This window comes from Ornithinimicrobium faecis, from assembly GCF_023923225.1.
In the GTDB taxonomy this organism is placed as follows: Bacteria; Actinomycetota; Actinomycetes; order Actinomycetales; family Dermatophilaceae; genus Ornithinicoccus; species Ornithinicoccus faecis.
Genome location: NZ_CP099489.1, coordinates 4232727 through 4252715 on the forward strand (window position 1 = coordinate 4232727; position 19989 = coordinate 4252715).

Annotated in this window: 18 protein-coding genes and 1 pseudogene; 9 read left to right on the forward strand and 10 right to left on the reverse strand. The window is 69.5% G+C overall.

The window, feature by feature from the left end; all coding sequences use genetic code 11:
- The first annotated feature begins 108 nt into the window (after positions 1 to 108).
- Positions 109 to 1269: a CaiB/BaiF CoA transferase family protein gene (locus tag NF556_RS19540; protein WP_252592857.1), complete on the forward strand. Its 1161-nt coding sequence runs from the start codon at positions 109 to 111 to the stop codon at positions 1267 to 1269.
- Position 1270: 1 nt separating this feature from the next.
- On the opposite strand, the pseudogene NF556_RS21570 reads toward NF556_RS19540, so the two are convergent.
- Positions 1271 to 1519: pseudogene (locus tag NF556_RS21570) on the reverse strand (hypothetical protein); the annotation flags it as partial.
- Here NF556_RS21570 and NF556_RS19545 point away from each other — a divergent pair.
- The 5 genes from NF556_RS19545 to NF556_RS19565 all read left to right on the forward strand — a co-directional run bounded on the left by NF556_RS19545 (position 1467) and on the right by NF556_RS19565 (position 5843).
- The gene (locus NF556_RS19545) at positions 1467 to 2573 is read left to right on the forward strand and encodes an MmgE/PrpD family protein (protein WP_425607081.1); all 1107 of its coding nucleotides are present in this window, start codon (positions 1467 to 1469) and stop codon (positions 2571 to 2573) included. The pseudogene NF556_RS21570 and the gene NF556_RS19545 overlap by 53 nt on opposite strands.
- A 54-nt stretch (positions 2574 to 2627) precedes the next feature.
- A complete protein-coding gene (locus tag NF556_RS19550) occupies positions 2628 to 3824 on the forward strand; it encodes an acyl-CoA dehydrogenase family protein (RefSeq protein ID WP_252592859.1) in 1197 nt (398 codons plus the stop codon).
- Between the two features lie 38 nt (positions 3825 to 3862).
- Positions 3863 to 4711 (forward strand): HpcH/HpaI aldolase/citrate lyase family protein, encoded by an 849-nt coding sequence (locus NF556_RS19555; RefSeq protein WP_252592860.1) that lies wholly within the window; start codon positions 3863 to 3865, stop codon positions 4709 to 4711.
- On the forward strand, positions 4711 to 5520 hold the full coding sequence (locus NF556_RS19560; RefSeq protein ID WP_252592861.1) for an HTD2 family dehydratase: 810 nt from the start codon (positions 4711 to 4713) through the stop codon (positions 5518 to 5520). The genes NF556_RS19555 and NF556_RS19560 overlap by 1 nt, the downstream gene beginning before the upstream one ends.
- Positions 5521 to 5615: 95 nt before the next feature.
- Positions 5616 to 5843, forward strand: a complete 228-nt coding sequence (locus NF556_RS19565; protein ID WP_252592862.1) for an RNA-binding S4 domain-containing protein — start codon at positions 5616 to 5618, stop codon at positions 5841 to 5843.
- Positions 5844 to 6070: 227 nt separating this feature from the next.
- Here NF556_RS19565 and NF556_RS19570 read toward each other — a convergent pair whose 3' ends face one another.
- The 4 genes from NF556_RS19570 to NF556_RS19585 all read right to left on the reverse strand — a co-directional run bounded on the left by NF556_RS19570 (position 6071) and on the right by NF556_RS19585 (position 10643).
- Positions 6071 to 6739, reverse strand: a complete 669-nt coding sequence (locus NF556_RS19570; RefSeq protein ID WP_252592863.1) for a response regulator — start codon at positions 6737 to 6739, stop codon at positions 6071 to 6073.
- Positions 6736 to 7929 (reverse strand): sensor histidine kinase, encoded by a 1194-nt coding sequence (locus tag NF556_RS19575; protein WP_252592864.1) that lies wholly within the window; start codon positions 7927 to 7929, stop codon positions 6736 to 6738. The genes NF556_RS19570 and NF556_RS19575 overlap by 4 nt, the downstream gene beginning before the upstream one ends.
- A 67-nt stretch (positions 7930 to 7996) precedes the next feature.
- Positions 7997 to 8446 (reverse strand): GNAT family acetyltransferase, encoded by a 450-nt coding sequence (locus NF556_RS19580; RefSeq protein WP_252592865.1) that lies wholly within the window; start codon positions 8444 to 8446, stop codon positions 7997 to 7999.
- A complete protein-coding gene (locus NF556_RS19585) occupies positions 8433 to 10643 on the reverse strand; it encodes an MMPL family transporter (protein WP_252592866.1) in 2211 nt (736 codons plus the stop codon). Before NF556_RS19585 ends, NF556_RS19580 begins: the two co-directional genes overlap by 14 nt.
- 378 nt (positions 10644 to 11021) lie before the next feature.
- Here NF556_RS19585 and NF556_RS19590 point away from each other — a divergent pair, with 378 nt between their 5' ends.
- A complete protein-coding gene (locus tag NF556_RS19590) occupies positions 11022 to 12071 on the forward strand; it encodes a hypothetical protein (protein ID WP_252592867.1) in 1050 nt (349 codons plus the stop codon).
- A 182-nt stretch (positions 12072 to 12253) separates the two neighbouring features.
- On the opposite strand, the gene NF556_RS19595 is transcribed toward NF556_RS19590, so the two are convergent.
- Positions 12254 to 12820, reverse strand: a complete 567-nt coding sequence (locus NF556_RS19595) for a TIGR03086 family metal-binding protein (RefSeq protein WP_252592868.1) — start codon at positions 12818 to 12820, stop codon at positions 12254 to 12256.
- Positions 12821 to 12839: 19 nt separating this feature from the next.
- Here NF556_RS19595 and NF556_RS19600 point away from each other — a divergent pair, with 19 nt between their 5' ends.
- Entirely contained in the window at positions 12840 to 13406 is a 567-nt protein-coding gene (locus tag NF556_RS19600) for a protein-L-isoaspartate O-methyltransferase family protein (protein ID WP_252592869.1), read from the forward strand.
- Positions 13407 to 13622: 216 nt separating this feature from the next.
- Here NF556_RS19600 and NF556_RS19605 read toward each other — a convergent pair whose 3' ends face one another.
- The 4 genes from NF556_RS19605 to NF556_RS19620 form a co-directional block, all read right to left on the reverse strand.
- A complete protein-coding gene (locus NF556_RS19605; RefSeq protein WP_345780129.1) occupies positions 13623 to 14105 on the reverse strand; it encodes a DUF4442 domain-containing protein in 483 nt (160 codons plus the stop codon).
- Positions 14102 to 14740, reverse strand: a complete 639-nt coding sequence (locus NF556_RS19610) for a DedA family protein (RefSeq protein WP_252592870.1) — start codon at positions 14738 to 14740, stop codon at positions 14102 to 14104. Before NF556_RS19610 ends, NF556_RS19605 begins: the two co-directional genes overlap by 4 nt.
- A gap of 66 nt (positions 14741 to 14806) precedes the next feature.
- On the reverse strand, positions 14807 to 15571 hold the full coding sequence (locus NF556_RS19615) for a CPBP family intramembrane glutamic endopeptidase (RefSeq protein WP_252592871.1): 765 nt from the start codon (positions 15569 to 15571) through the stop codon (positions 14807 to 14809).
- Positions 15568 to 15912 (reverse strand): hypothetical protein, encoded by a 345-nt coding sequence (locus NF556_RS19620; protein ID WP_252592872.1) that lies wholly within the window; start codon positions 15910 to 15912, stop codon positions 15568 to 15570. Before NF556_RS19620 ends, NF556_RS19615 begins: the two co-directional genes overlap by 4 nt.
- A 140-nt stretch (positions 15913 to 16052) precedes the next feature.
- Here NF556_RS19620 and NF556_RS19625 point away from each other — a divergent pair, with 140 nt between their 5' ends.
- A complete protein-coding gene (locus tag NF556_RS19625; protein WP_252592873.1) occupies positions 16053 to 19955 on the forward strand; it encodes a S8 family serine peptidase in 3903 nt (1300 codons plus the stop codon).
- The last annotated feature ends 34 nt before the right edge of the window (positions 19956 to 19989 follow it).

A 19989-nucleotide genomic window follows, 5' to 3' on the forward strand; every position in this document is an offset into this window, starting at 1 on the left:
GTGGGCGACGACACCCCTCACCCATCACGTCAACGTGGCGTACATCTCGTTGACAAAATGTACGGCCCTTCAGCAATAATGGCCTGACATCTCTTGGAGGACTTGACTATGCACCCACTCGACGGGATCACCGTCGTGTCGCTCGAGCAGGCCGTTGCCGCGCCGTTCGCGACCCGCCAGCTCGCCGACCTCGGCGCCCGCGTCATCAAGGTCGAGCGCCCGGGCCCTGGTGACTTCGCCCGCGGCTATGACGAGACCGTCAAGGGGATGTCCAGCCACTTTGTCTGGCTCAACCGCTCCAAGGAGTCGATCGCCCTCGACCTCAAGAGCCCCCAGGGCCAGGAGGCGATCACCACCCTGGCTCGCGAGGCTGACGTCTTCATCCAGAACCTCGCGCCGGGCGCCGCAGAGCGCCTCGGGCTGGGCGCCGAGACCCTGCGCGCAGCCAACCCGCGTCTGGTGCACGTCTCGATCTCGGGCTACGGGCCGGGCGGGCCCTACACCACCAAGAAGGCCTACGACCTGCTCGTGCAGTGCGAGGCCGGGCTGGTCTCGATCACGGGCACCCCGGACGAGCCGTCCAAGGTCGGCATCTCCGTGGCAGATATTGCCGCCGGGATGTATGCCTACACCGGCATCCTCACCGCCCTCTTCCAGCGCGAGCGCACCGGCGAGGGCGCGACCCTGGAGGTCTCGATGCTCGAGGCCCTGGCGGAGTGGATGGGCTTCCCGCTCAACTTCGCCACCTATGGCGGGACGCCCCCACCGCGCAGCGGCGCCAAGCACGCGGCGATCGCGCCCTACGGCCCCTTCCACTGCGGCGACGGGGAGCAGGTCTTCCTCGGCATCCAGAACGACCGCGAGTGGGCCACCTTCTGTGACCAGGTGCTCGGCAACGCCGACCTGGCCACCGACCCGCGCTTCGAGCGCAACAGCCTGCGCGTGGACAACGGCGTCGAGCTGACCGCTGAGATCGAGGCTGCCTTTGCGAGCCAGACCGCCGAGCAGGCGGCAGCTCGCCTCGAGGAGGTCGGCATCGCCAACGCGCTGCTGCGCGACCTGGCCGGCCTGGCCGCCCACCCCCAGCTGGAGGCCCGCGACCGGTGGGTCGACTACGACTCCCCCGTCGGGAAACTGCGCGCGCTGATCCCCCCTGCCACCCTCCAGGGCGCCACTCCCGTGATGGGCCCGATCCCCACCGTCGGCGAGCACACCGACGCGATCCTGGCCGAACTCGGCCTCGCACCCGCCGCAGGAGGCACCCCATGAGCACCGTGGACACCATCGGCACCGAGGAAGGCTCCGGCCGGACCACCGAGACCCCGGCACGAGGGGTGGCCGAGGCGCTCGCGCACTGGGCTGCCACGACAGAGCCGTCGCCGGCCGATCTCGAGGTGGCCGATCGCAGCCTGCTCGACACGGTCGCGGTCGCGCTGGCGGCCCGCACCCACGAGATCCGCCCGGTCGTGGACGCCCTGGAGACCCAGGCCGCCCGCTGGGCCGCGCTGGCCCACGTCATCGACTTCGACGACCTGCACCTGCCCTCGACCACTCACATCTCGACCGTGTGCGTCCCCGTCGCGCTGGCGACCGCGGGCCACGACGGCGACATCGCGGCCCGGGCCTATCTGGCCGGTGCCGGCGTGATGGCCCGCCTCGGCACGGCCCTGGGCTGGAAGCACTACACCGCGGGCTGGCACGCCACCACGACCTCCGGTGCGATCGCGGCGGCCGTGGTGGCTGGCGTCGCCCACGGCCTGACGCAGGAGCAGCTGGCCACCGCCATCGCGCTGGCCGTGCCGGCCTCCGGCGGTGTGCAGCGAGCCTTTGGCACCGACGCCAAGAGCCTGCAGGTCGGCCTGGCCGCCCAGGCCGGGGTCCAGGCTGCCCAGCTCGCGGAGGCCGGCGCCAGTGCGGACCCGCGTGCGGTGGAGGCCTGGATGAGCCTGCTCGGTGGCGACCCGGACCACCCGCTGGTGGTCGACCCGGCCTCGGACTCCGACATGATCCCGGACGGGCTGGCCATCAAGGTCTATCCCGCCTGCTATGCCCTGCAGCGCCCGATCGGTGCGCTCCGGGAGACCGCGGGTGGTCCCGTTCAGGCGCAGGACGTCACCGCGATCCGTCTGCGCACACCGCGCGGCACGGTCACCCCGCTGGTGCACAGCCGCCCGCACACCGGGCTGGAGGGCAAGTTCTCCCTGGAGTATGCCGCCGCCACCGCCCTCCTCGACGACCACTCGGGCTTCGGTGCCTTCGGCGACGAGGCGGTGCAGCGCCCCGATGCCCAGCGCCTGGTCGAGCTCACCCAGATCACGCTGACCGACGAGACCGGCGACGGCCTGCTCGTCGGTGCGGTCGATGTCGAGGTCGACCTCACCGACGGCACGACCGTCACCGGATCGCTGGACCTGCCCCCCGGCTCGCCCGGCAAGCCGCCGACCGAGGCGGAGATGACCGCCAAGGTGGCGGACTGCCTGCAGCTGGGCGGCATCACCAGCGTCGCCCCGAGCGACATCACCTGGTCCACCGGTGCCCGGCTGCTGTCCACCCAACTGGCGCCAGGCAGCTGAGCCGGCCCCTCCGCATACGCACTCACCACGCACCAGAACAAGAGAGAAGGACCCATGAGCACCACGTCGACCACCAGCGAGATGCTGTCCGACGAAGAGGTCGAGATCGTCCGCCTGGTGCGGGAGTTCGTCACCGAGCAGGTCAAGCCGGTCGCCTCGGAGCTGGAGCACGCCAACACCTATCCCGAGGAACTCATCGACGCGATGAAGGAGATGGGCATCTTCGGTTTGGCCATCCCCGAGCCGTGGGGTGAGGCGCAGGTAAGCCTGCCGGCCTATTGCCTGGTCACCGAGGAGCTGGCCCGCGGCTGGATGTCCTTGGCCGGTGCCATGGGCGGGCACACCGTCGTCGCCAAGCTGATCCTGGCCTATGGCACGCAGGAGCAGAAGGACACCTATCTGCCCCGCATGGCCACCGGTGAGCTGCGCGCCACGATGGCGCTCACCGAGCCCGGCGGCGGCTCCGACCTGCAGGCCATGCGCACCACGGCCAAGGTCGACGGCGACGACTATGTCGTCAATGGCTCCAAGACCTGGATCACCAACGCCCGCAAGGCCGAGCTGATCGCGCTGATGGTCAAGACCGACCCCGAGGCCGAGCCGCGCCACAAGGGCGTCTCGATCCTGCTGGTGGAGAAGGAGGGCGAGGACGGGCGCGAGGGCTTCCACCTCTCCCGCGACCTGCCCAAGCTGGGCTACAAGGGCGTGGAGAGCTGCGAGATCGCCTTCGACGGCATGCGCGTCCCGCGCTCGGCGCTGCTCGGCACGCAGGAGGGTGTCGGCTTCGCCCAGATGATGAAGGGCCTGGAGGTCGGCCGGCTGCAGGTGGCCTCCCGCGCGCTCGGAGTCGGCCGGGCCGCTCTGGAGGACTCGCTGCAGTATGCCCAGGAGCGTGAGTCCTTCGGCGTCCCGATCTGGAAGCACCAGTCGATCGGCAACTATCTCGCCGAGATGGCCACCAAGCTGGTCGCCGCCCGGCAGCTCACGCTGCACGCGGCGCGCGCCTTCGACGCAGGTCAGCGGGCCGACATGGAGGCCGGCATGGCCAAACTGTTTGCCTCCGAGGTCGGCATGGAGATCGCCCTGGACGCGATCCGGATCCACGGCGGCTATGGCTATTCCACCGAGTTTGACGTGGAGCGCTATTTCCGCGACGCACCGCTGATGATCGTCGGCGAGGGCACCAACGAGATCCAGAAGAACGTCATTGCCCGGCAGTTGGTCAAGCGCGGCAACGTGGACCCCGTATGACGCCCGCTCACCTCCCTGAGACAGGTGACACTGGGCCGGTGGTCCAGGAGGCCCGCTCGTTCCTGTTTGTCCCCGGCGACCGGCCGGAGCGCTTCGACAAGGCCGTTGCCAGCGGCGCCGACGTGGTCATCATCGACCTCGAGGACGCCGTCGCCCCCGAGGCCAAGAGCTCGGCCCGGGACGCTGCGGTCGCCTGGCTCGCGGCCGGCGGACGGGCTGCCGTGCGGGTCAACGCAGCCGACCACCCCGAGCACCAGGCTGACGTGGCTGCCCTGGCTGGGATCTCCTCTGGCACACCAGACTCGGGCCTGCTGGCCGTGGTGCTGCCCAAGGCGGATGACCCCGCCATCGCGAGCAGGGTCGCCGCGCAGACCGACGTGCCGGTGCTTGCCCTCGTGGAGTCGGCGCTCGGCATCGTGCGCGCTCATGAACTCGCTTCTGCCACAGGCGTTTCCCGGCTGGCGTTCGGTCACCTGGACTATGCAGTCGACCTGGGCAGTGGCAACGGTCGCGAGGCGGTGCTGCTGGCTCGCTCAACCCTCGTGATCGCCTCTCGCGCAGCCGGTCTGCCCGGACCGATCGACGGTGTCACCACCGCCCTCGACGACGCGCAGGTGCTGGCCGACGACCTGCACTATGCCCGCGACCTCGGCCTGACCGGCAAGCTGCTCATCCACCCCAAGCAGGTCGAGCCCACCCACGCCGCCCATCGACCCTCCGAGGAGGAGGTGGCCTGGGCGCAGCGCGTGATCGAGGCTGCCGCTGCCGGGGGCGCCGTGCGCGTGGACGGAGACATGGTCGATGCGCCCGTCGTGGCGCGCGCCGAGGGGATCATCGCCCGGGCGGGTTCCGCCGCCCGGCCCGCCCAACCAGTTGAGGACGCCTGATGACCGAGACCACCACCCGCACCGAGGTGATCGCCGCCGAGCCGGTCGAGTCACTGGCCGCGATGCTCGAGGTTCGAGTCCCGTTCACCGCCGGCTCGGCCGTGCCGCCGCTGTGGCACTGGATGTTCCTGCTGGACCGCCGGCTCCAGTCCGACCTGGGCACCGACGGTCACCCGACCAGCGGCATCCCCGCCCCACCCGGCCCCGGGCGTCGCCGCATGTTTGCTGGCGGGCGAGTCACGACATACGCCCCGCTGATGATCGGTGAGCCCGCGACCAAGGTGACCTCGATCGCCAAGACCGCGGAGAAGGAGGGCCGCACCGGTCCGCTGACCTTCGTCACCGTCCTGCAGGAGATCAGCCAGGGCGGCGAGCTGGTGATCCGCGAGGAACAGGACATCGTCTATCGCGCCCCCGGGACCGGCGCCCTGCCGCCCGCGCCCGAGCCGCCCACACCCCCGGCCGGGCCGACCCTGAGCCTGGCGGTCGACGAGCGGATGCTGTTCCGATTCTCGGCGCTGACCTACAACACGCACCGCATCCACTATGACCTGGGCTATGTGCCGACCGAGGGTTATGACGGGTTGGTCATCCACGGCCCGCTGCAGGCGCTGTTGATGGGCGACCACATGCGACGCGAGGGCCTCGACCTGGTCGGACGGACCTACGGCTATCGCCTGGTCTCACCGATGGTCGGCCCGCAGACACTGACCATCGTGCCCGGGCAGGAGGGCCTCGACCACGGCGCCGAGTCCCGCAGCGAGGCCGGTGCCATCTGTGCGGTCAGCACGCTGACCGAGCCGGTCTGAGCCCGCTCCTCCGAGCGTGCATTGGGGGGACGTGACATTGGTGCATCTCAGGCCACCAATGTCACGTCCCCAGCACACGCGCGTAGGCTTGAGTGATGAGCCAGCCCCAGGAGGTCCCGATCCGGGACGAGTCGATCCGACTCGGTCAACTGCTCAAGCTGGCCGGGGTCGTGCAGGACGGCGCGATGGCTCGCATGGTCATCGAGAACGGCGAGGTCACGGTCGATGGGGAGACCGTGATGCGCCGCGGCATCCAGGTGCGGCCCGGAGCCATCGTGAAGTATGCCGACGCTGACCTGCTGGTGACGACCGAACCTCAGTGACGACCGAACCTCAGTGACGATTGAACGTCTGCCGCGTCAGCGCGATTGAGTTGACCACTCAGGCGGTGAGTTTGGCCGCACGCTCCATCCGGTCGAGGGACTCGGTGGCGTGATCCAGTGACATCGCAGAGTCATCCTTGCGGCAATACATGAGCATCTTGCGCAGTCTTGCCCGGTCCTTCTTGACCAGCTCCCCTTTATAGGTTCAGGCAATGCTTCGGTGTGCTTCACAGGAGCCCCCGCTCGCGGGCAGTGGTCACGGCCGCCGTCCGGTTGTCCACACCGAGCTTCTCGTAGGTGTGCACCAGGTGTGTCTTGACGGTGGCCTCGCTGACGAACATGGCCTTGGCGATGGCCCGGTTGCTCGTGCCCTGTTGCACCAGTCGAAGCACCTCCAGCTCGCGCGGCGTCAGGGTCGGCTCGGCCGGGGCCCGCATCCGTTGCACCAGTCGCTGGGCCAGGCCGCTGGCCAGCACCGTTTCCCCCCGGGCCGCGGCTGCGACAGCGTCGGCGATCGCCTCTGGCGAGGCGTCCTTGAGCAGATAGCCGGAGGCGCCGGCCTCGACGGCGCGCACGATGTCGGCGTCGTGGTCGTAGGTCGTCAGGATCAGCACCGCGGGTGGCCGCGCCCTCGCATCATCGCCACCGCCACTGCCACTGCCGCCACCACCACTGCCAGTCAGAATGCGTTGGGTGGTGGCGACGCCGTCCAGGCCGTCGCCGAGGTTGAGGTCCATCAGCACCACGTCCGGGTTCAGGCCCGGCACCAGAGCGAGCGCCTGCTCACCCGAGGCAGCCTCGCCGACCACCTCCACCCGACCCGTGGCCTCCAACACGGCCCGCAGGCCGGACCGGACGACCGGGTGGTCATCCACCAGCAACACCCGCACACTCATGCGCGCCTCCCGCTCTCCTGTGCCGCCCCAGCCACGGTCAGCGGCAGGTGTGCCCCGAGGACCGTGCCATCGCCGGGCGCCGACTCCACCACCAGGTCACCGCCCAGGTCCCGCAACCGCTCACGCATCGAGCGCAGTCCATAGCCGCCGCGTGCCGCCGGCAGCGGCACCGCGCTCTCCCATCCGGCGGCGTCGAACCCGGCGCCATCGTCAGCCACGTCGAGGCGCACCTGGTCCGGTGCGGTCGTCAGCGTGACCATCACCCGGTTGGCTCCGGAGTGCTGTCGCACGTTGGCCAGGGCGCTCTGGGCCACCCGCAGCAGCGCCACCTCCTGAGCGGTGGCCAGGTGGACCTCCGGCCCGTCCGCGGTGAACTCCGCGACGATGCCGGTCTCCCCCGACATGCTGGCCACCAGGCGGGACAGCGCGGCGGACAACCCGGATCCCTCCAGGGCCGCCGGAGTGAGGGCGTTGACCACCCGCCGCGACTCCTCGAGGTTCTCCCCTGCCGTCTCCTCGATCTGACGCAGGAGCGTATGCAGCTGGGCCGGGTCATCGCGTTGCGCCCCGGCCCGAGCGAGCAGCAGGATCGAGGAAAACCCCTGGGCGAGGGTGTCGTGGATGTCGCGGGACAGGCGCGTGCGCTCGGCCAGCGCACCGCTCTCGCGCTGGGTGCGGGTCAGGTCGTCATGCAGCACCACCATCTCCTCCTGGGTGGCCACCAACCGGTCCACGAGCTGTTGCCGCTCGACCGCCTCCTGGGCCAGGAGTTGCTCACCGCGCGAGGCCGCGAGCGCCACCAGACAGCCGATGCTCGGACCGAGAATGGCACCCGCCGGGTGCGTGCCGAGGTCAACCTGCACCCCGATCACGACGGCCAGCACCAGCACGGAGTAGACGACCGCGAGGGGGAACGCCATCAGATGCACCGACAGCAGCCACAGGGCAAAGGCCACCCAGACGAAGTCCGGGGAGACCACGACCAACCCACCCCACAGCAGGGTGAGGCCAAGGAGCCACCAGGGGCCAGCCCCCGCAGTGACGAACGTCGCGCGCCAGGCCGTCCCCACGACATACCAGGTCGCCGTGACCAGGACCAGCGGCACCAGCCACCGCAGGTCGGCCCCCGAGCCGACCGCGCGCACCAGGCCGATCACCAGCAGGAGGGCAAAGAGCGTGTGGCGACCCACGGCCAACCACCGCGCCACCCCACTCTTGGGGAGGCTCGAACTGACAGCTGCACCTTCCCCAGCCATGTCAGCCGCCCGTCCCGACCCGGCGACGTTCCTCGAGCTCGGGATCCAGGAACCGCCCGAGCGTGACCGTCTCCTGATCGGTGTAGCCCAGGGCCGCGTAGAACTCGAGGACGGCGTCGTTGCCCTGCCGCACCATGAGCTGGATCTTGGGCGCACCCTGGTCGCGCAGCCAGGCCTCGCTCGCTCCCATGAGGTGGCGGCCCACCCCGCTGCGGCGCTGGCCCGGGGCGACCGCCAGGTAGTAGACCCACCCGCGGTGCCCGTCATGCCCAACCATCGCGGTGCCGACGAGATCCTGGTCCTCCACCGCGGCGAGCACCGTTGACGTCGGCGATTCCAGGGCCCGTGCGAGGTCGGCGTGCGGGTCGTTCCACGGACGGGTCAGCCCGCACTGGGTCCACAGCGCCACGGCACGACCCGCCTCGTGCGGGGCCAGGTCACGAATCTCCACGTCCCGAGTGTGCCGCATCCTCGACCTGGGCAGCACCGACCGTGGCGTCAACAGGAGCACTGGCCGCTGGAGCGCTGGGCCACCAGATCCGGTCGCCGACCAGCGCGAAGATCGCCGGCACCAACACAGCCCGCACGAGCAGCGTGTCCAGGAGCACCCCGACCCCGACGATCAGACCGAGCTGACCGAGCGTGACCAGGGGCAGGACGCCCAGCGCCGCGAAGACGCCAGCCAGCACGATGCCAGCGCTGGTGATGACCGCACCGGTGTGTGCCACCGCCCGCACCATGCCCTCGCGGGTGCCGTGGGCGACCGCCTCGTGGCGGGCCCGGTGCACCAGGAAGATCGTGTAGTCGATGCCGAGCGCCACCAGGAACAGGAACGCCAGCAGCGGCACCATCACGTCCAGCGCCGGGAAGCCGAACAGCGCACGCCCCAGCCAGGTGCCAGCACCGATCGCGGCGGCCGAGCTCACCACGTTGACGACCAGGAGCAGCACAGGAGCCAGCACCGAGCGCAACAGGACAATGAGGACGATCAGCGCCACGAGCAGCACCAGCGGCGCGACCACCAGGAAGTCCCGGTCGGCAGCAGCCGCCTCGTCCAGGTCCTGGGCGTTGGCCCCGCCGACGAGCACCGTGCGGTCCGCCGCGGGCACGTCGGGGTCGGTGACGGCATCCCGGATCGTGGTCACCAGGTTCTCCGCCTCGGGCGTGCCCGGCGCGGCCTCGCCGATCACCGTGAAGCGCGTCCACTCATCGGTCTGCGTGGGCTGGACCCGCACGATGCCCTCCACCGACTCCAACTCGGAGGCGACCTGGTCGGCTTCGGAGGCCTCGGCATACACCTGCAGGGGTGCCGCCTCACCGGCCGGATAGTGCTCGGCCAGGACCTCCAAGCCGGCCGCGGACTCGGAGGCGACGCGGAACTTCTCGGTCTGGGTCAGGCCGATCTGGGTGCCCAACAGACCAGACGCGAGTATGCCGAGGGCCAGGACCGCGCTGACCACCACCTGGGTGGGGCGACCGACCACGAAGCGCGCGATGCGCGACCAGATCCCGGTCTCCTGAGGGTCGGGCTGACCGGCGCGCGGGACGAACGGCCAGAAGATCTTGCGCCCGCACACCGCGAGCGCTGCCGGCAGCACGATGACTGCCGCGGCCAGGGCGACCACGAGTCCCGCCGCGGACGCGATCCCGAGACCGCGGGTGCCTGGCAGCGTCGCCAGGGCGAGCGTGAGCAGGGCCAGGACGACGGTGATGTTGGAGGCCACGATCGCCGGGACCGCGCCGCGCCAGGCGGCGGCCAGTGCCGTGCGGTGGCTCTCGTGACGGCGCAGCTCCTCGCGATAGCGGCTGATCAGCAGCAGGGCATAGTTCGTGCCCGCGCCGAAGACCAGGACGCTGATGATGCCGCCGTCAAACTGCAGGTCGAAGGTCGTGCCGAGCCACTTGGTCAGGATGGAGGCGACCTGGTCCGCCACTCCAACGACCAGGAGCGGCACGAGGAAGAGCACGGGCGAGCGGTAGGTCCCGATCAGCAGGACCGCCACGATGGCGATCGTCACCAACAGCAGGGTGATGTCGGCCCCGTCGAAGCTGGAGGCGATGTCGGCACCGAAGGCTGGGCCGCCGGTGACCTGGGCGGTCAGCCCCTGTGCCGTGTGCTCGGCAACCGTGGCGCGCACGTCGTCGACCACGTCGGCGGTGGCCGAGTTGTCAGCGCCCAGCGTGATCGGCACGGACAGCATCGCAGCGGCTCCGTCTTCGGCCGGGATCACGGGCGACACCGCGTGCCCGGTCAGCGCGGCGAGCGCCTCGCCCATCTCTGCGGCCGCGTCAAGATCGGCCTGCTCCAGCGGGTCACCGCCGCGGTCCAGGACGACCAGCACGGGGGCGACGTCGCTGCCGGGGAACGTCTCCCCGACCTGGGCGGCCACTGCGGACTCGGCAGATGCCGGCACCGAGTCGCCACGCGGCGGGGCCTCGGTCGCCCGCAGCGGGCCCAGGACGACGGCGCAGATCGCCAGAGCGATCGCCAACACGATCCAGGCGCCGCGCCGCGAGGTCAGGAACCTTCCGCGATGGCTGGGCGGCTCGGCGGGCGGCGACTGTGCCGAGCCAGCGGGGGTCGTGCCGGCCGTGGTCGCGTCAGCGTGGGTCCTGCGGGTGCTGCCTGGTGTCGTGAGCTGGGACATCTCTCTCCTGGGATCGTGAGATCCCAGGACACCGCGGATCCAGCGCGGTCACATCGACCGTGCGGTCACACTCCAGGTCAACCGAATGGTTGATGTCTGTGAGTTGACAGTTCGGTCCAGCCCGCGGCCGCACGCCACCCCGCCCGCTCCTGACCCCGCCAGCGACCACCACTCGCCGGCCCGCAGCTCCGGCCAGCGACCACCACCCGCCGGCTCCTGACCGTCCTCCGCACTGACAGCACTTCCCGGTTCTTAGAGCCTGCCATGGCGCGCTTCCAGAACCGGGAAGTGCTGTCAGACGCTTGCGCGAACGGCGGGCGCGACGACTTATCCACAGGGCCATCCCGTTGGTGGCCCAGATTGGCGAGAATCACCAGGGTGAATCAGCACATCCTGCGATTTCTAGAAGGCCCTGGCAAGGGCGTGATCACTGTCCCGGAGGCAGGCCAGCTGGGATGCAGCCCAACCGTGCTCAAAAAGTTGTTCCGGGACGACACTCTGACGAGGGTCGCCATCGGCACCTACGTCAGCACCGCCCAACTGCACACTCCGGTGCGGGACGGCAAGCAGCTGCACGACTACGCCCTGGCAGAGCACCAGCACCTGCTCCGGCTGGACGCACTCCTTCGCCTGCATGGCCCGAAGGTCGCTGCGAGCCATCAGAGCGCCGTCCTCGCCTGGGGGTTGCCGACCGCGAAGAGCTCGCTGGAGCGCATCCATCTCGTCCACACGAAGCGCGGACGAACGGCCCGCCGCAGGGAGACACACAGCCTCCACACGTGCGAACTCGACGACGTCATCACCCGACACAAGGGGCGCCTCGTCGTCATCCCTGCACTGGCCGTGATTGGTCAGGCCATGGAGGTTGGTCTGGTGGCCGGGGTCGGGTGCATGGACGCTGCGATCGTGGCTCAGCACACGACACGCTCCGAGCTGAGCGAGATGGTCGAGAAGCTGCGGCACAGTCCGGGCCTTGGTCTGGCCCGCCGTGCCCTCGAGCTCACCGACGGACTCGCCGAGTCGCCCGGTGAGACTCGTCTGCGTCTCGTTCTCATCGAGCTCGGCTTCAGCTTTCGCGCACAGCACTGGATCCGGATCGGCGAGTCCGCCACCTACTACCGCGTCGACTTCTATCTTTACGAACTGGGCGTCGTCCTTGAATACGATGGCCAGGGCAAATACGGCGAAGACCGCAAGGCCGCAGACTCCGGCAAACCTCGCCCTGCTGGCAGTGTCAATCAGGCATTGACCGATGAGAAGGCTCGTGAGGACGACCTGCGCCTGGATGGTTTTGGTGTCGGCCGGGTGACATCCTCAACGCTCACCGCGGAGAAGGTGCGCAAGATCGTTACGACAGCTCAGCGGCAGGCTCAGCCCAGCGCAGTGCACCGCCCTGCCGAGCCACCTCCGTGGGCGCGCGCCGGCTGAGCCGCGGACACCCGATGCCAGGCCACAACTGACAGCACTTCCCGGTTCTTGCAGCCCGCCACGACAGGCTGCCAGAACCGTTCGAGGCTCTAAGACGAGCGGGCGGCGTCAGTGCCCAGGTGAACCCTCGCGCGGGAGCCCAGAGGCCAACACGTCACGCACGACTCCAGGAGGCCGCAGCGTCAGGCAGGAGCCCAGGCCGGGTCGCGGCCGAGCAGGGCCACCAACTGATCCACGCGACTCTCGGACTCGGTCGACACCGGCGCGGCGAAGATCCCGGGCACCTCGCCCGCACCGACGCGCGGCTGCTCATAGGCCAGGCACTCCTCGACCGCGTCGGCCACCAGGTGCGGGCGCACGCCGATGGCGCGAGCAAGGTCCCAGGCGTGCACCGTCAGGTCGACCAGCATCTGGGAGGCATACTCCCCCAGCGGGATCTGCCCCATCGAGGTGTGCACGACGCCGTCGGGGTCAGCCTGCCCCCATGCCAGCACGGACGAGGTGATCGCCCGACGCCAGGCCCCCATCGGGTCCTGCCCCAACACGTCACCGTCATAGCGCGAGCCAACCTGCTCCAGCGTCTCGCCCCGCAGCAGGTGCGGTGCCCACAGGTGCTCGGACGTGAGGTGATTCAGCAGGTCCCGCACACGCCACCCCTCGCAGGGAGTCGGTCGGTCCCACTGCCCCTCCAGCGGCAACTCGGTCACGACGCGGGAGGCCTCCGGAATCAACTCGATCACTGTGCTCACCTGCGCCACACTAGGTGTTATGGCTGTGCGGAGCGACCGCGCCGCCGACCCGGTGGCCCGGGCGATGGCGCTGACCCCAAGAGATCTCTTCCTGCCCCCTGCCGTGCGACGTTTCGCCGATCAGGACCGGGCCCTCGTCATTGGCCACGGCGCCACCAACTCCCAGCCGAGCACGGTCAAGACGATGCTCGATCTGCTGGCGGTGCGCCCCGGCGACCGGGTGCTCGACGTCGGCAGTGGGTCGGGCTGGACCACAGCAATCCTGGCGCGCCTGGTCGGCCCGGAGGGGCAGGTGCTCGGGGTGGATTTGGAGGAACCCCTGGTGCAGCGCAGCGCAACAGCCCTGTCCCGTATGCCGAACGCCCGGGTCCGCGTCGCCGTCCCGGGAGTGCTTGGGTCACCCGAGGACGGACCGTTTGACCGCATCCTGGTCTCCGCTGGGACTGCCGCGATCCCCCAGGAGCTCGTCGACCAGTTGACGCCCGACGGCGCGATGGTGCTCCCACTGGCTGGCCGCTTGGTGCGCCTCACCCGCGAGGGCCGCGAGACCGCCCCGGGCCACTATCAGTTCGTCCCCCTGCGCTGATCCGGCTGCGATGTAGTTGCCTGTGCGGGCAGCCGACCTGTGAGCATCCTGCTCGACACCAACGTCGTCAGTGAACTGCGCAAGCAGCATGCCCACCCTGCCGTGGTTTCGTGGGCCAATCGGTCCAGGCCGACCGACATGTTCCTCAGCACAATTGTCGCGGTCCCGTGCCTGTGCGAAACCTCTATCAAAAGACGGGCAGACCGTGCGAGACCTTTATATTTTTGGGGGTTTGCGCCGGACGTAGAGTTGCTTGCGCACGCGCGCGACGAGCGCGCCGTCCGCCGCCACGACATCAGTCTCAAACCAGCGCAGCACCTTTGACCCGTCCGCTGCGGCCTCGCGCAGCTCGTCCAGGTGCTCGTCGGTGACCCGGAACTCGGCGCGGACCGTGGACTTGCCCGGGGAGACAAACTCGATCTCCCCGGCCTTGTCCCAGACCACATAGCCCGACCCCAGGTTGCGCAGCACCAGGAACATCCAGAACGGGTCGGTCATCGCAAACAGTGACCCGCCGAAGTGGGTGCCGACATAGTTGCGGTTCAGCGGTCGCATGCGCAGGGCCACCCGCGCATAGCGAAAGTCGTCGGACAGCTCCTCGACGCGGATGCCGGCGGCAGCAAACGGCGGCCAGATGTTCAGGCCGTGCCGCAGGACCCGGTGGTTGGCTCCGAAGCTCTGCCAACTGGGCAGCCTCACGCGTTCTCCTCGGTCCGGTCATGCGGGAAGTCCGCCCCGTGCGGCGACCCCGTGAACAGCTTGAGCAGCCGCTCGAGCAGCAGGCCGAGCAACACCCCACCGGTCACGGCGACGGCCATCGCCAGCAGCGGGTTGTCATGCAGCCACTGACCGGCGAGCGTCCCGATCGCGATGGAATAGGCAGCCCAGCTGATCGCGGCAACGGCGTCCAGGACGACAAAGAGCCAGCGCGGGAACCGGGTCGCGCCAGCGGTGATGTTGACCGCGACCCGACCGACCGGGATATAGCGAGCGGCCATGATGATGACCGCGCCGCGACGCTCGAGCTGGCCCGCCGCCCAGGCCATCGTCCGGCGGATCCGTGGGCGTGGACTGTCCGCCAGCCCGGTCAGCCAGTGCCGACCGATCGTGTAGGCGATGTTGTCGCCGATGAACGCACCCACCGCGGCGGCGAGGAAGACCAGCCACAGGTTGGGGTGCCCGACCGCAACGGCAGCGGCGGCCAGCCCCACGACGATCGACTCGCTGGGCAGGGGCGGGAAGAACCCGTCGACGATGCAGAGCGCAAAGACCACCCACAGCACCCACTGCGAGTCCGCGTGCGTGCTGACGAACTCGTTGATCGCCTCGACCATCCAACCCTCACCTCCCTGCGCCGGTGGCAGCAAAACTAACGGACGGGGCAAGAGGTTCCGGCATCGTCACAACCACGAGACGTGCGGAGCGACGAGCGCATAGCCGACGAAGGCCACAACGTCGAGCACCGTGTGCGCGATGACGAGCGGCATCACGCGCTTGGTGCGGGCATAGACCACCCCGAGGATCAGACCCATCGCGATGTTGCCGATGAACCCGCCGAAGCCCTGATAGAGGTGATAGCTGCCCCGCACCAGGGCGCTGGTCACGATGATCGCCGCGGTCGACCAGCCGGCCTGGGCCCACCGGGTGAACAGATAGCCGACCATGACCACCTCCTCGAGCACCGCGTTGCCGATCGCGGCGAGCACCAGGACGGGCACACCCCACCAGATCGACGGCAGCCCCGCGGCGCTGATGGTGGTGTTGAACCCGAGCTCGCGCGCCCCCAGATAGAGCGCCAGCCCCGGCAGACCGATCACGGCGGCAAGACCCAGACCCATCAGTATGTCGTGTGCTGGCCTGGTCAGGTCCAGCCCCATCACCTGGTGCGGCCTGGGGAGGTGCTGGGCGAGCAGGAACAGGGCCAGCAGCACCGGCACCAGGGGCAGCAGGATGTCGGCCAACTGATAGGCCAGGTCCAGCCAGGGTCGTTGCGGCGCGCGGGAGGTGTTCATCGCGGTGGTCTGCTGCGCCAGCGGAGTGGGCGCTGTCAGTTTGCGCAGCAGGGAGAGCAACGACCAGATCGCCGAGGCCCCGAGGCTCACCCCGAGGACCAGCAGGGTCTCGGTGACCAGACGGCGCCGATCCGCCAGGGTGCCCTCGATCATCGGGCGAGTCCGACCGCGGCGACACCGATCAGCGCCAGGCACGCAGACACAGCCACGCCCTGCCCCACGGGACGGTCCGGGTCCAGGGCGAGCCACGACATACCGACCACTGCGGGCAGGACCGGGATGATCAGCACCGAGGTCAGGTCCAGGATCGACCACGATCCGACCGAGAAGATCACTGCCGCAACGAGATAGATCACCACGGGTGGGGCCAGGACCTCCCACCTGAAGTGGTTGAGCACCCCCTGCGACCACCGTGACCTGCGACGCAACAGGACCTCGACCCCGAGGTAATAGGCCGCGAGGACGACCAGGACCAGGCCGGGCAACAAAGACATGCCCCAAAGGTAACGATTAGAGAACGAACCTAGACAATGCTCACCGCGCCCGTGAGACTGCCAACGCACCCCGTCTGTCTGCGCCTGTTTGGCACGCCCTGCCGGAGTGCGGCGAATCCCCTTCGAGATAAGGATCCCACGTGCGTACTGCTAACCCCGGGAAGCGAGCGCGGATTGCCGCGTTTGCTGCCTCCGCGGTCGTAGTCTCGCCGCTGGCGATCGGCACCATGTCGGCTCAGGCCGACGTTGTGACCGACCTCCAGCCTGGCGAGACGAAGACCTACATCGTCCAGCTGGCCGACGAGCCGCTGGTCGCCTTCAACGGCGGCGACGGCCTGGCGGCCACCGCCCCCAAGGCAGGTGAGAAGGTCGACGTCGACAGCGCTGCCGCGCAGGCCTACACCTCCCACCTGGACGCTCAGCGTGCCGAGGTGCTGGACACCATCGGCTTGAGCTCCTCCGACGTCGTCACGACCTACGACACCGCCCTGAGCGGCTTCGCGGTCAAGATGAACAACGTCGAGGCAGCGCACATGGCCAAGGCTCCTGGCGTGGTCCAGGTGTGGGAGGACGAGGTCCGCCACGCGGACACCGTCCAGACCCCCGACTATCTCGGCCTGTCTGGCGAGGGCGGCGTGTGGGACACACAGTTCGGTGGCGTCGACAACGCTGGCGACGGCATCATCGTGGGTGTCATTGACACCGGCATCGACCCCAACAACCCGAGCTTCTCGGGTGAGGGCTTCGGCGAGGCCCCCGAGGACTGGGCCGGCAGCTGTGACGAGGCAGGCGTCGACCAATACGCCGCCTTCGAGTGCAACAACAAGATCATCGGCGCGCGCTTCTACGGCACCGATTACGGCAACCCCCTCATTCCCGAGGAGTTCGAGTCGGCTCGCGACTACAACGGTCACGGCTCGCACACCGCCGGCACTGCCGCCGGCAACAACGACGTGCCGCTGAGCATCCTGGGTGCTGACCTGGGCAACGCCTCCGGCATGGCCCCGGCCGCGCAGATCGCGGTCTACAAGGGCCTGTGGATGACCGCTGACGGCACCGGCTCTGGCACCACTGCCGGCCTGGTCGCAGCCATTGACGACGCAGTCGCCGACGGCGTCGACGTCATCAACTACTCGATCTCCGGCTCCAGCACCTCCATCGTCGGCGCCGACGAGGTCGCCTTCCTCTATGCCGCTGACGCGGGCATCTTCGTGTCCACCTCGGCCGGCAACTCCGGTGACACCGTCGGTGTCTCCTCGGTCGCGCACAACGCTCCGTGGACGATGACTGTCGCGGCGAGCACCCACAACCGTGGTGCTCAGAACAGCGTGACGCTGGGCGATGGCGCGAGCTTCGACGGCGTCGGCTACGGCGGCCCGCTCGCGGCGACCGCACTGGTCAACGCCGAGGACATCCCGGCCGAGGGCGCAGACGTCGCCGAGGCCAACCTGTGTGCCCCGGGCACCGTGGACGATGCTGGTGCAGCAGGCAAGATCGTGGTCTGCACCCGTGGCGCCTACGCCCTGGTCGACAAGGGCACTGAGGTCATCAACAGCGGTGGCGCCGGCATGATCATGATCAACGACCCCGCTGGTGCGGCCGGTCAGAACGCGATCATCTACGGCCTTCCGGCCACCCACCTCACCGCTGAGGACGGCGTGCTCGTCAAGGCCTACGCTGCCACCGAAGGCGCGACCGCTGAGTTCTCGGCCACCGAGAACACCACGGTCAACGCTCCCGAGATGGCGTCCTTCTCGTCCTACGGTCCGGCACTGGCCGGCGGCGGCGACCTGCTCAAGCCGGACATCACCGGCCCGGGCGTGGACATCGCAGCGGCCTACCACGCCGACCACTCCGACCCGGGTCAGCCGACCTTCGACCAGATCTCCGGCACCTCCATGTCCGCCCCGCACATCGCGGGACTGGGTGCACTGCTCAAGCAGCAGTACCCCGACTGGAGCCCCGCCGCGATCAAGTCGGCGATGATGACCACGGCTCGCGACGTTGACGACGCTGGCGACCCGATCAAGCTGCTCGGCGAGGAGGCTTCCCCGCTCAACTACGGCGCCGGCGAGGTCCGCCCCGCCCCGTCCTACAACCCGGGTCTGGTCTATGACGCGGGCTGGGACGAGTGGCTGAACTACGCGTGCTCGATCGGTCAGGCCACTGACTGCGCCGAGGACATCGACCCCAGCGACATGAACTACCCGAGCATCTCCATCGGCAAGCTCGCTGGCATCCAGACCGTCACCCGGACGGTCACTGACGTGACCGGCGAGGGCGGCACCTACACCGCTGAGGTGGAGGCCCCCGAGGGCCTGACCGTCACGGTTGAGCCGTCGACCATCGAGGTCCCGGCCAACGGCACGGCGTCCTTCGAGGTCACCATCGAGGCGGCCACCGCCGAGGTGGACACCTACCACTTCGCGCAGCTGCGTCTGGTGAACGGCGACATCGTCGTCGAGAGCCCGATCGCCGTGCAGCCGACCGCCCTGGCGGCCCCGGCTGAGGTCAGCGGCACCGTGGGCGAGGGTGGCACCGTCGAGCGCCAGGGTGGCGCGGACCGTTACGAGACGGCCACCCTGGTGGCCGCTCAGTTCGCTGACGATGCAGACACCGTCTACATCGCCACCGGCGACGAGTATGCCGACGCCCTGGCTGGCTCCGCGCCGGCCGCTGGCGGCATCACACCGGGCATCGCCCCGGCCGAGGCCCTGGCTGCCGCTCCGGTCCTGCTGTCCCGTCCGGACCACCTGCCGGCCGTCACCGCGGAGGCACTGGAGGCAATCAAGCCGTCCAACATCGTGCTCCTGGGTGGCAACAGCGCCATCGACGACGCGACCGCGGCGGAGATCGCCGAGTTCGGAGAGGTCACCCGCGTCGAGGGCGCGAACCGCTACGAGACCTCGGTCTCCATCGCGCAGATGTATGGCGCGGTCGACAAGGTCTATGTCGCCAGCGGTGAGAACTACCCCGACGCGCTGACCGGCGCCGCACTGGCCGGCCACGAGGGCTACCCCGTCGTGCTGACCCAGAACGACAACGTGCCCAACGTCCTGACCGACTACCTGGCCTCCGAGGACGCTGCGGGTGCCGAGGTCGTCGTGCTGGGCGGCTCGGTGGCCGTCTCCGACGCTGTCACCGAGGAGCTGGGCGCGACCCGCCTCGCCGGTGACGACCGTTGGGGCACTGCCGTCGAGATCTCCAAGGCGTTCGGGGTCGACTCCCCGGAGACGACCCTGATCGCCAGTGGTCAGAACTGGCCGGACGCCCTGTCCGGCAGTGCGCTGGCCGCCAGCGTCGGCGTGCCGGTGCTGCTCACGCAGTCCGACAACCTGCCGAACCCCATCGGCGACGAGCTTGAGCGGCTCACCTCGCAGGGCGCCATGCTGCTCGGTGGCCTGCAGGCCGTCGGTCAGCAGCCCGAGGACGAGGTGCGCGCGATCGTCGAGGGCGAGGGCCAGTCCGTGTCCTACGAGGCCGTCACCGGCTTCGAGGGCACCATCACCGCCGAGGTCGACGGCCTGGTCGCCGCTGAGGTCCTGCCGGTCGAGGTCACCTCGGACGGCCCGGGCGGTGGCGCCGGCATTGCCGACGTCATCGTGCCGGTCACGGTCCCGGAGGGCACCTCCACCCTGCGCGTCTCGACGTTCGCGGCGGAGACCGACCCGGCTGACATCGACATCGACCTCTACCTCGCCAACAGCGAGGGTGCGGTCATCGCACAGAGCGCGGTGGGCGGCTCCGATGAGTCCATCACGCTGCACGGTGTCGACCCGGGCGAGTACCTCGTCGCCCTGGACTACTGGGACGGTGCAGCGGGGGCCACGGCCACCGTGCCGACCTACGTCTGGACCGTCGGTGACGCCGCTGAGGGCAACCTCACGATCACGCCGGAGTCCGCTGACGCCACCATCGGTGGCGTGGTCGACTACACCGCCGCATGGAGCGGTCTGGAGGCAGGTGTCCGCTACCTCGGTGCGGTCAACTACTCCGACGGCACCGACCCGGTGGGCAAGACGCTGGTCTCGATCAACCCGTGACCGGTGCGTGAACACCTGGTGATCTGATCACCAC

Coding starts and splice junctions, on each gene's coding strand:
- NF556_RS19540 (WP_252592857.1), top strand. CDS start 109: ATGCACCCACTCGACGGGATCACCGTCGTGTCGCTCGAGCAGGCCGTT.
- NF556_RS19550 (WP_252592859.1), top strand. CDS start 2,628: ATGAGCACCACGTCGACCACCAGCGAGATGCTGTCCGACGAAGAGGTC.
- NF556_RS19560 (WP_252592861.1), top strand. CDS start 4,711: ATGACCGAGACCACCACCCGCACCGAGGTGATCGCCGCCGAGCCGGTC.
- NF556_RS19565 (WP_252592862.1), top strand. CDS start 5,616: ATGAGCCAGCCCCAGGAGGTCCCGATCCGGGACGAGTCGATCCGACTC.
- NF556_RS19570 (WP_252592863.1), bottom strand. CDS start 6,739: ATGAGTGTGCGGGTGTTGCTGGTGGATGACCACCCGGTCGTCCGGTCC.
- NF556_RS19585 (WP_252592866.1), bottom strand. CDS start 10,643: ATGTCCCAGCTCACGACACCAGGCAGCACCCGCAGGACCCACGCTGAC.
- NF556_RS19600 (WP_252592869.1), top strand. CDS start 12,840: ATGGCTGTGCGGAGCGACCGCGCCGCCGACCCGGTGGCCCGGGCGATG.
- NF556_RS19610 (WP_252592870.1), bottom strand. CDS start 14,740: ATGGTCGAGGCGATCAACGAGTTCGTCAGCACGCACGCGGACTCGCAG.
- NF556_RS19615 (WP_252592871.1), bottom strand. CDS start 15,571: ATGATCGAGGGCACCCTGGCGGATCGGCGCCGTCTGGTCACCGAGACC.
- NF556_RS19620 (WP_252592872.1), bottom strand. CDS start 15,912: ATGTCTTTGTTGCCCGGCCTGGTCCTGGTCGTCCTCGCGGCCTATTAC.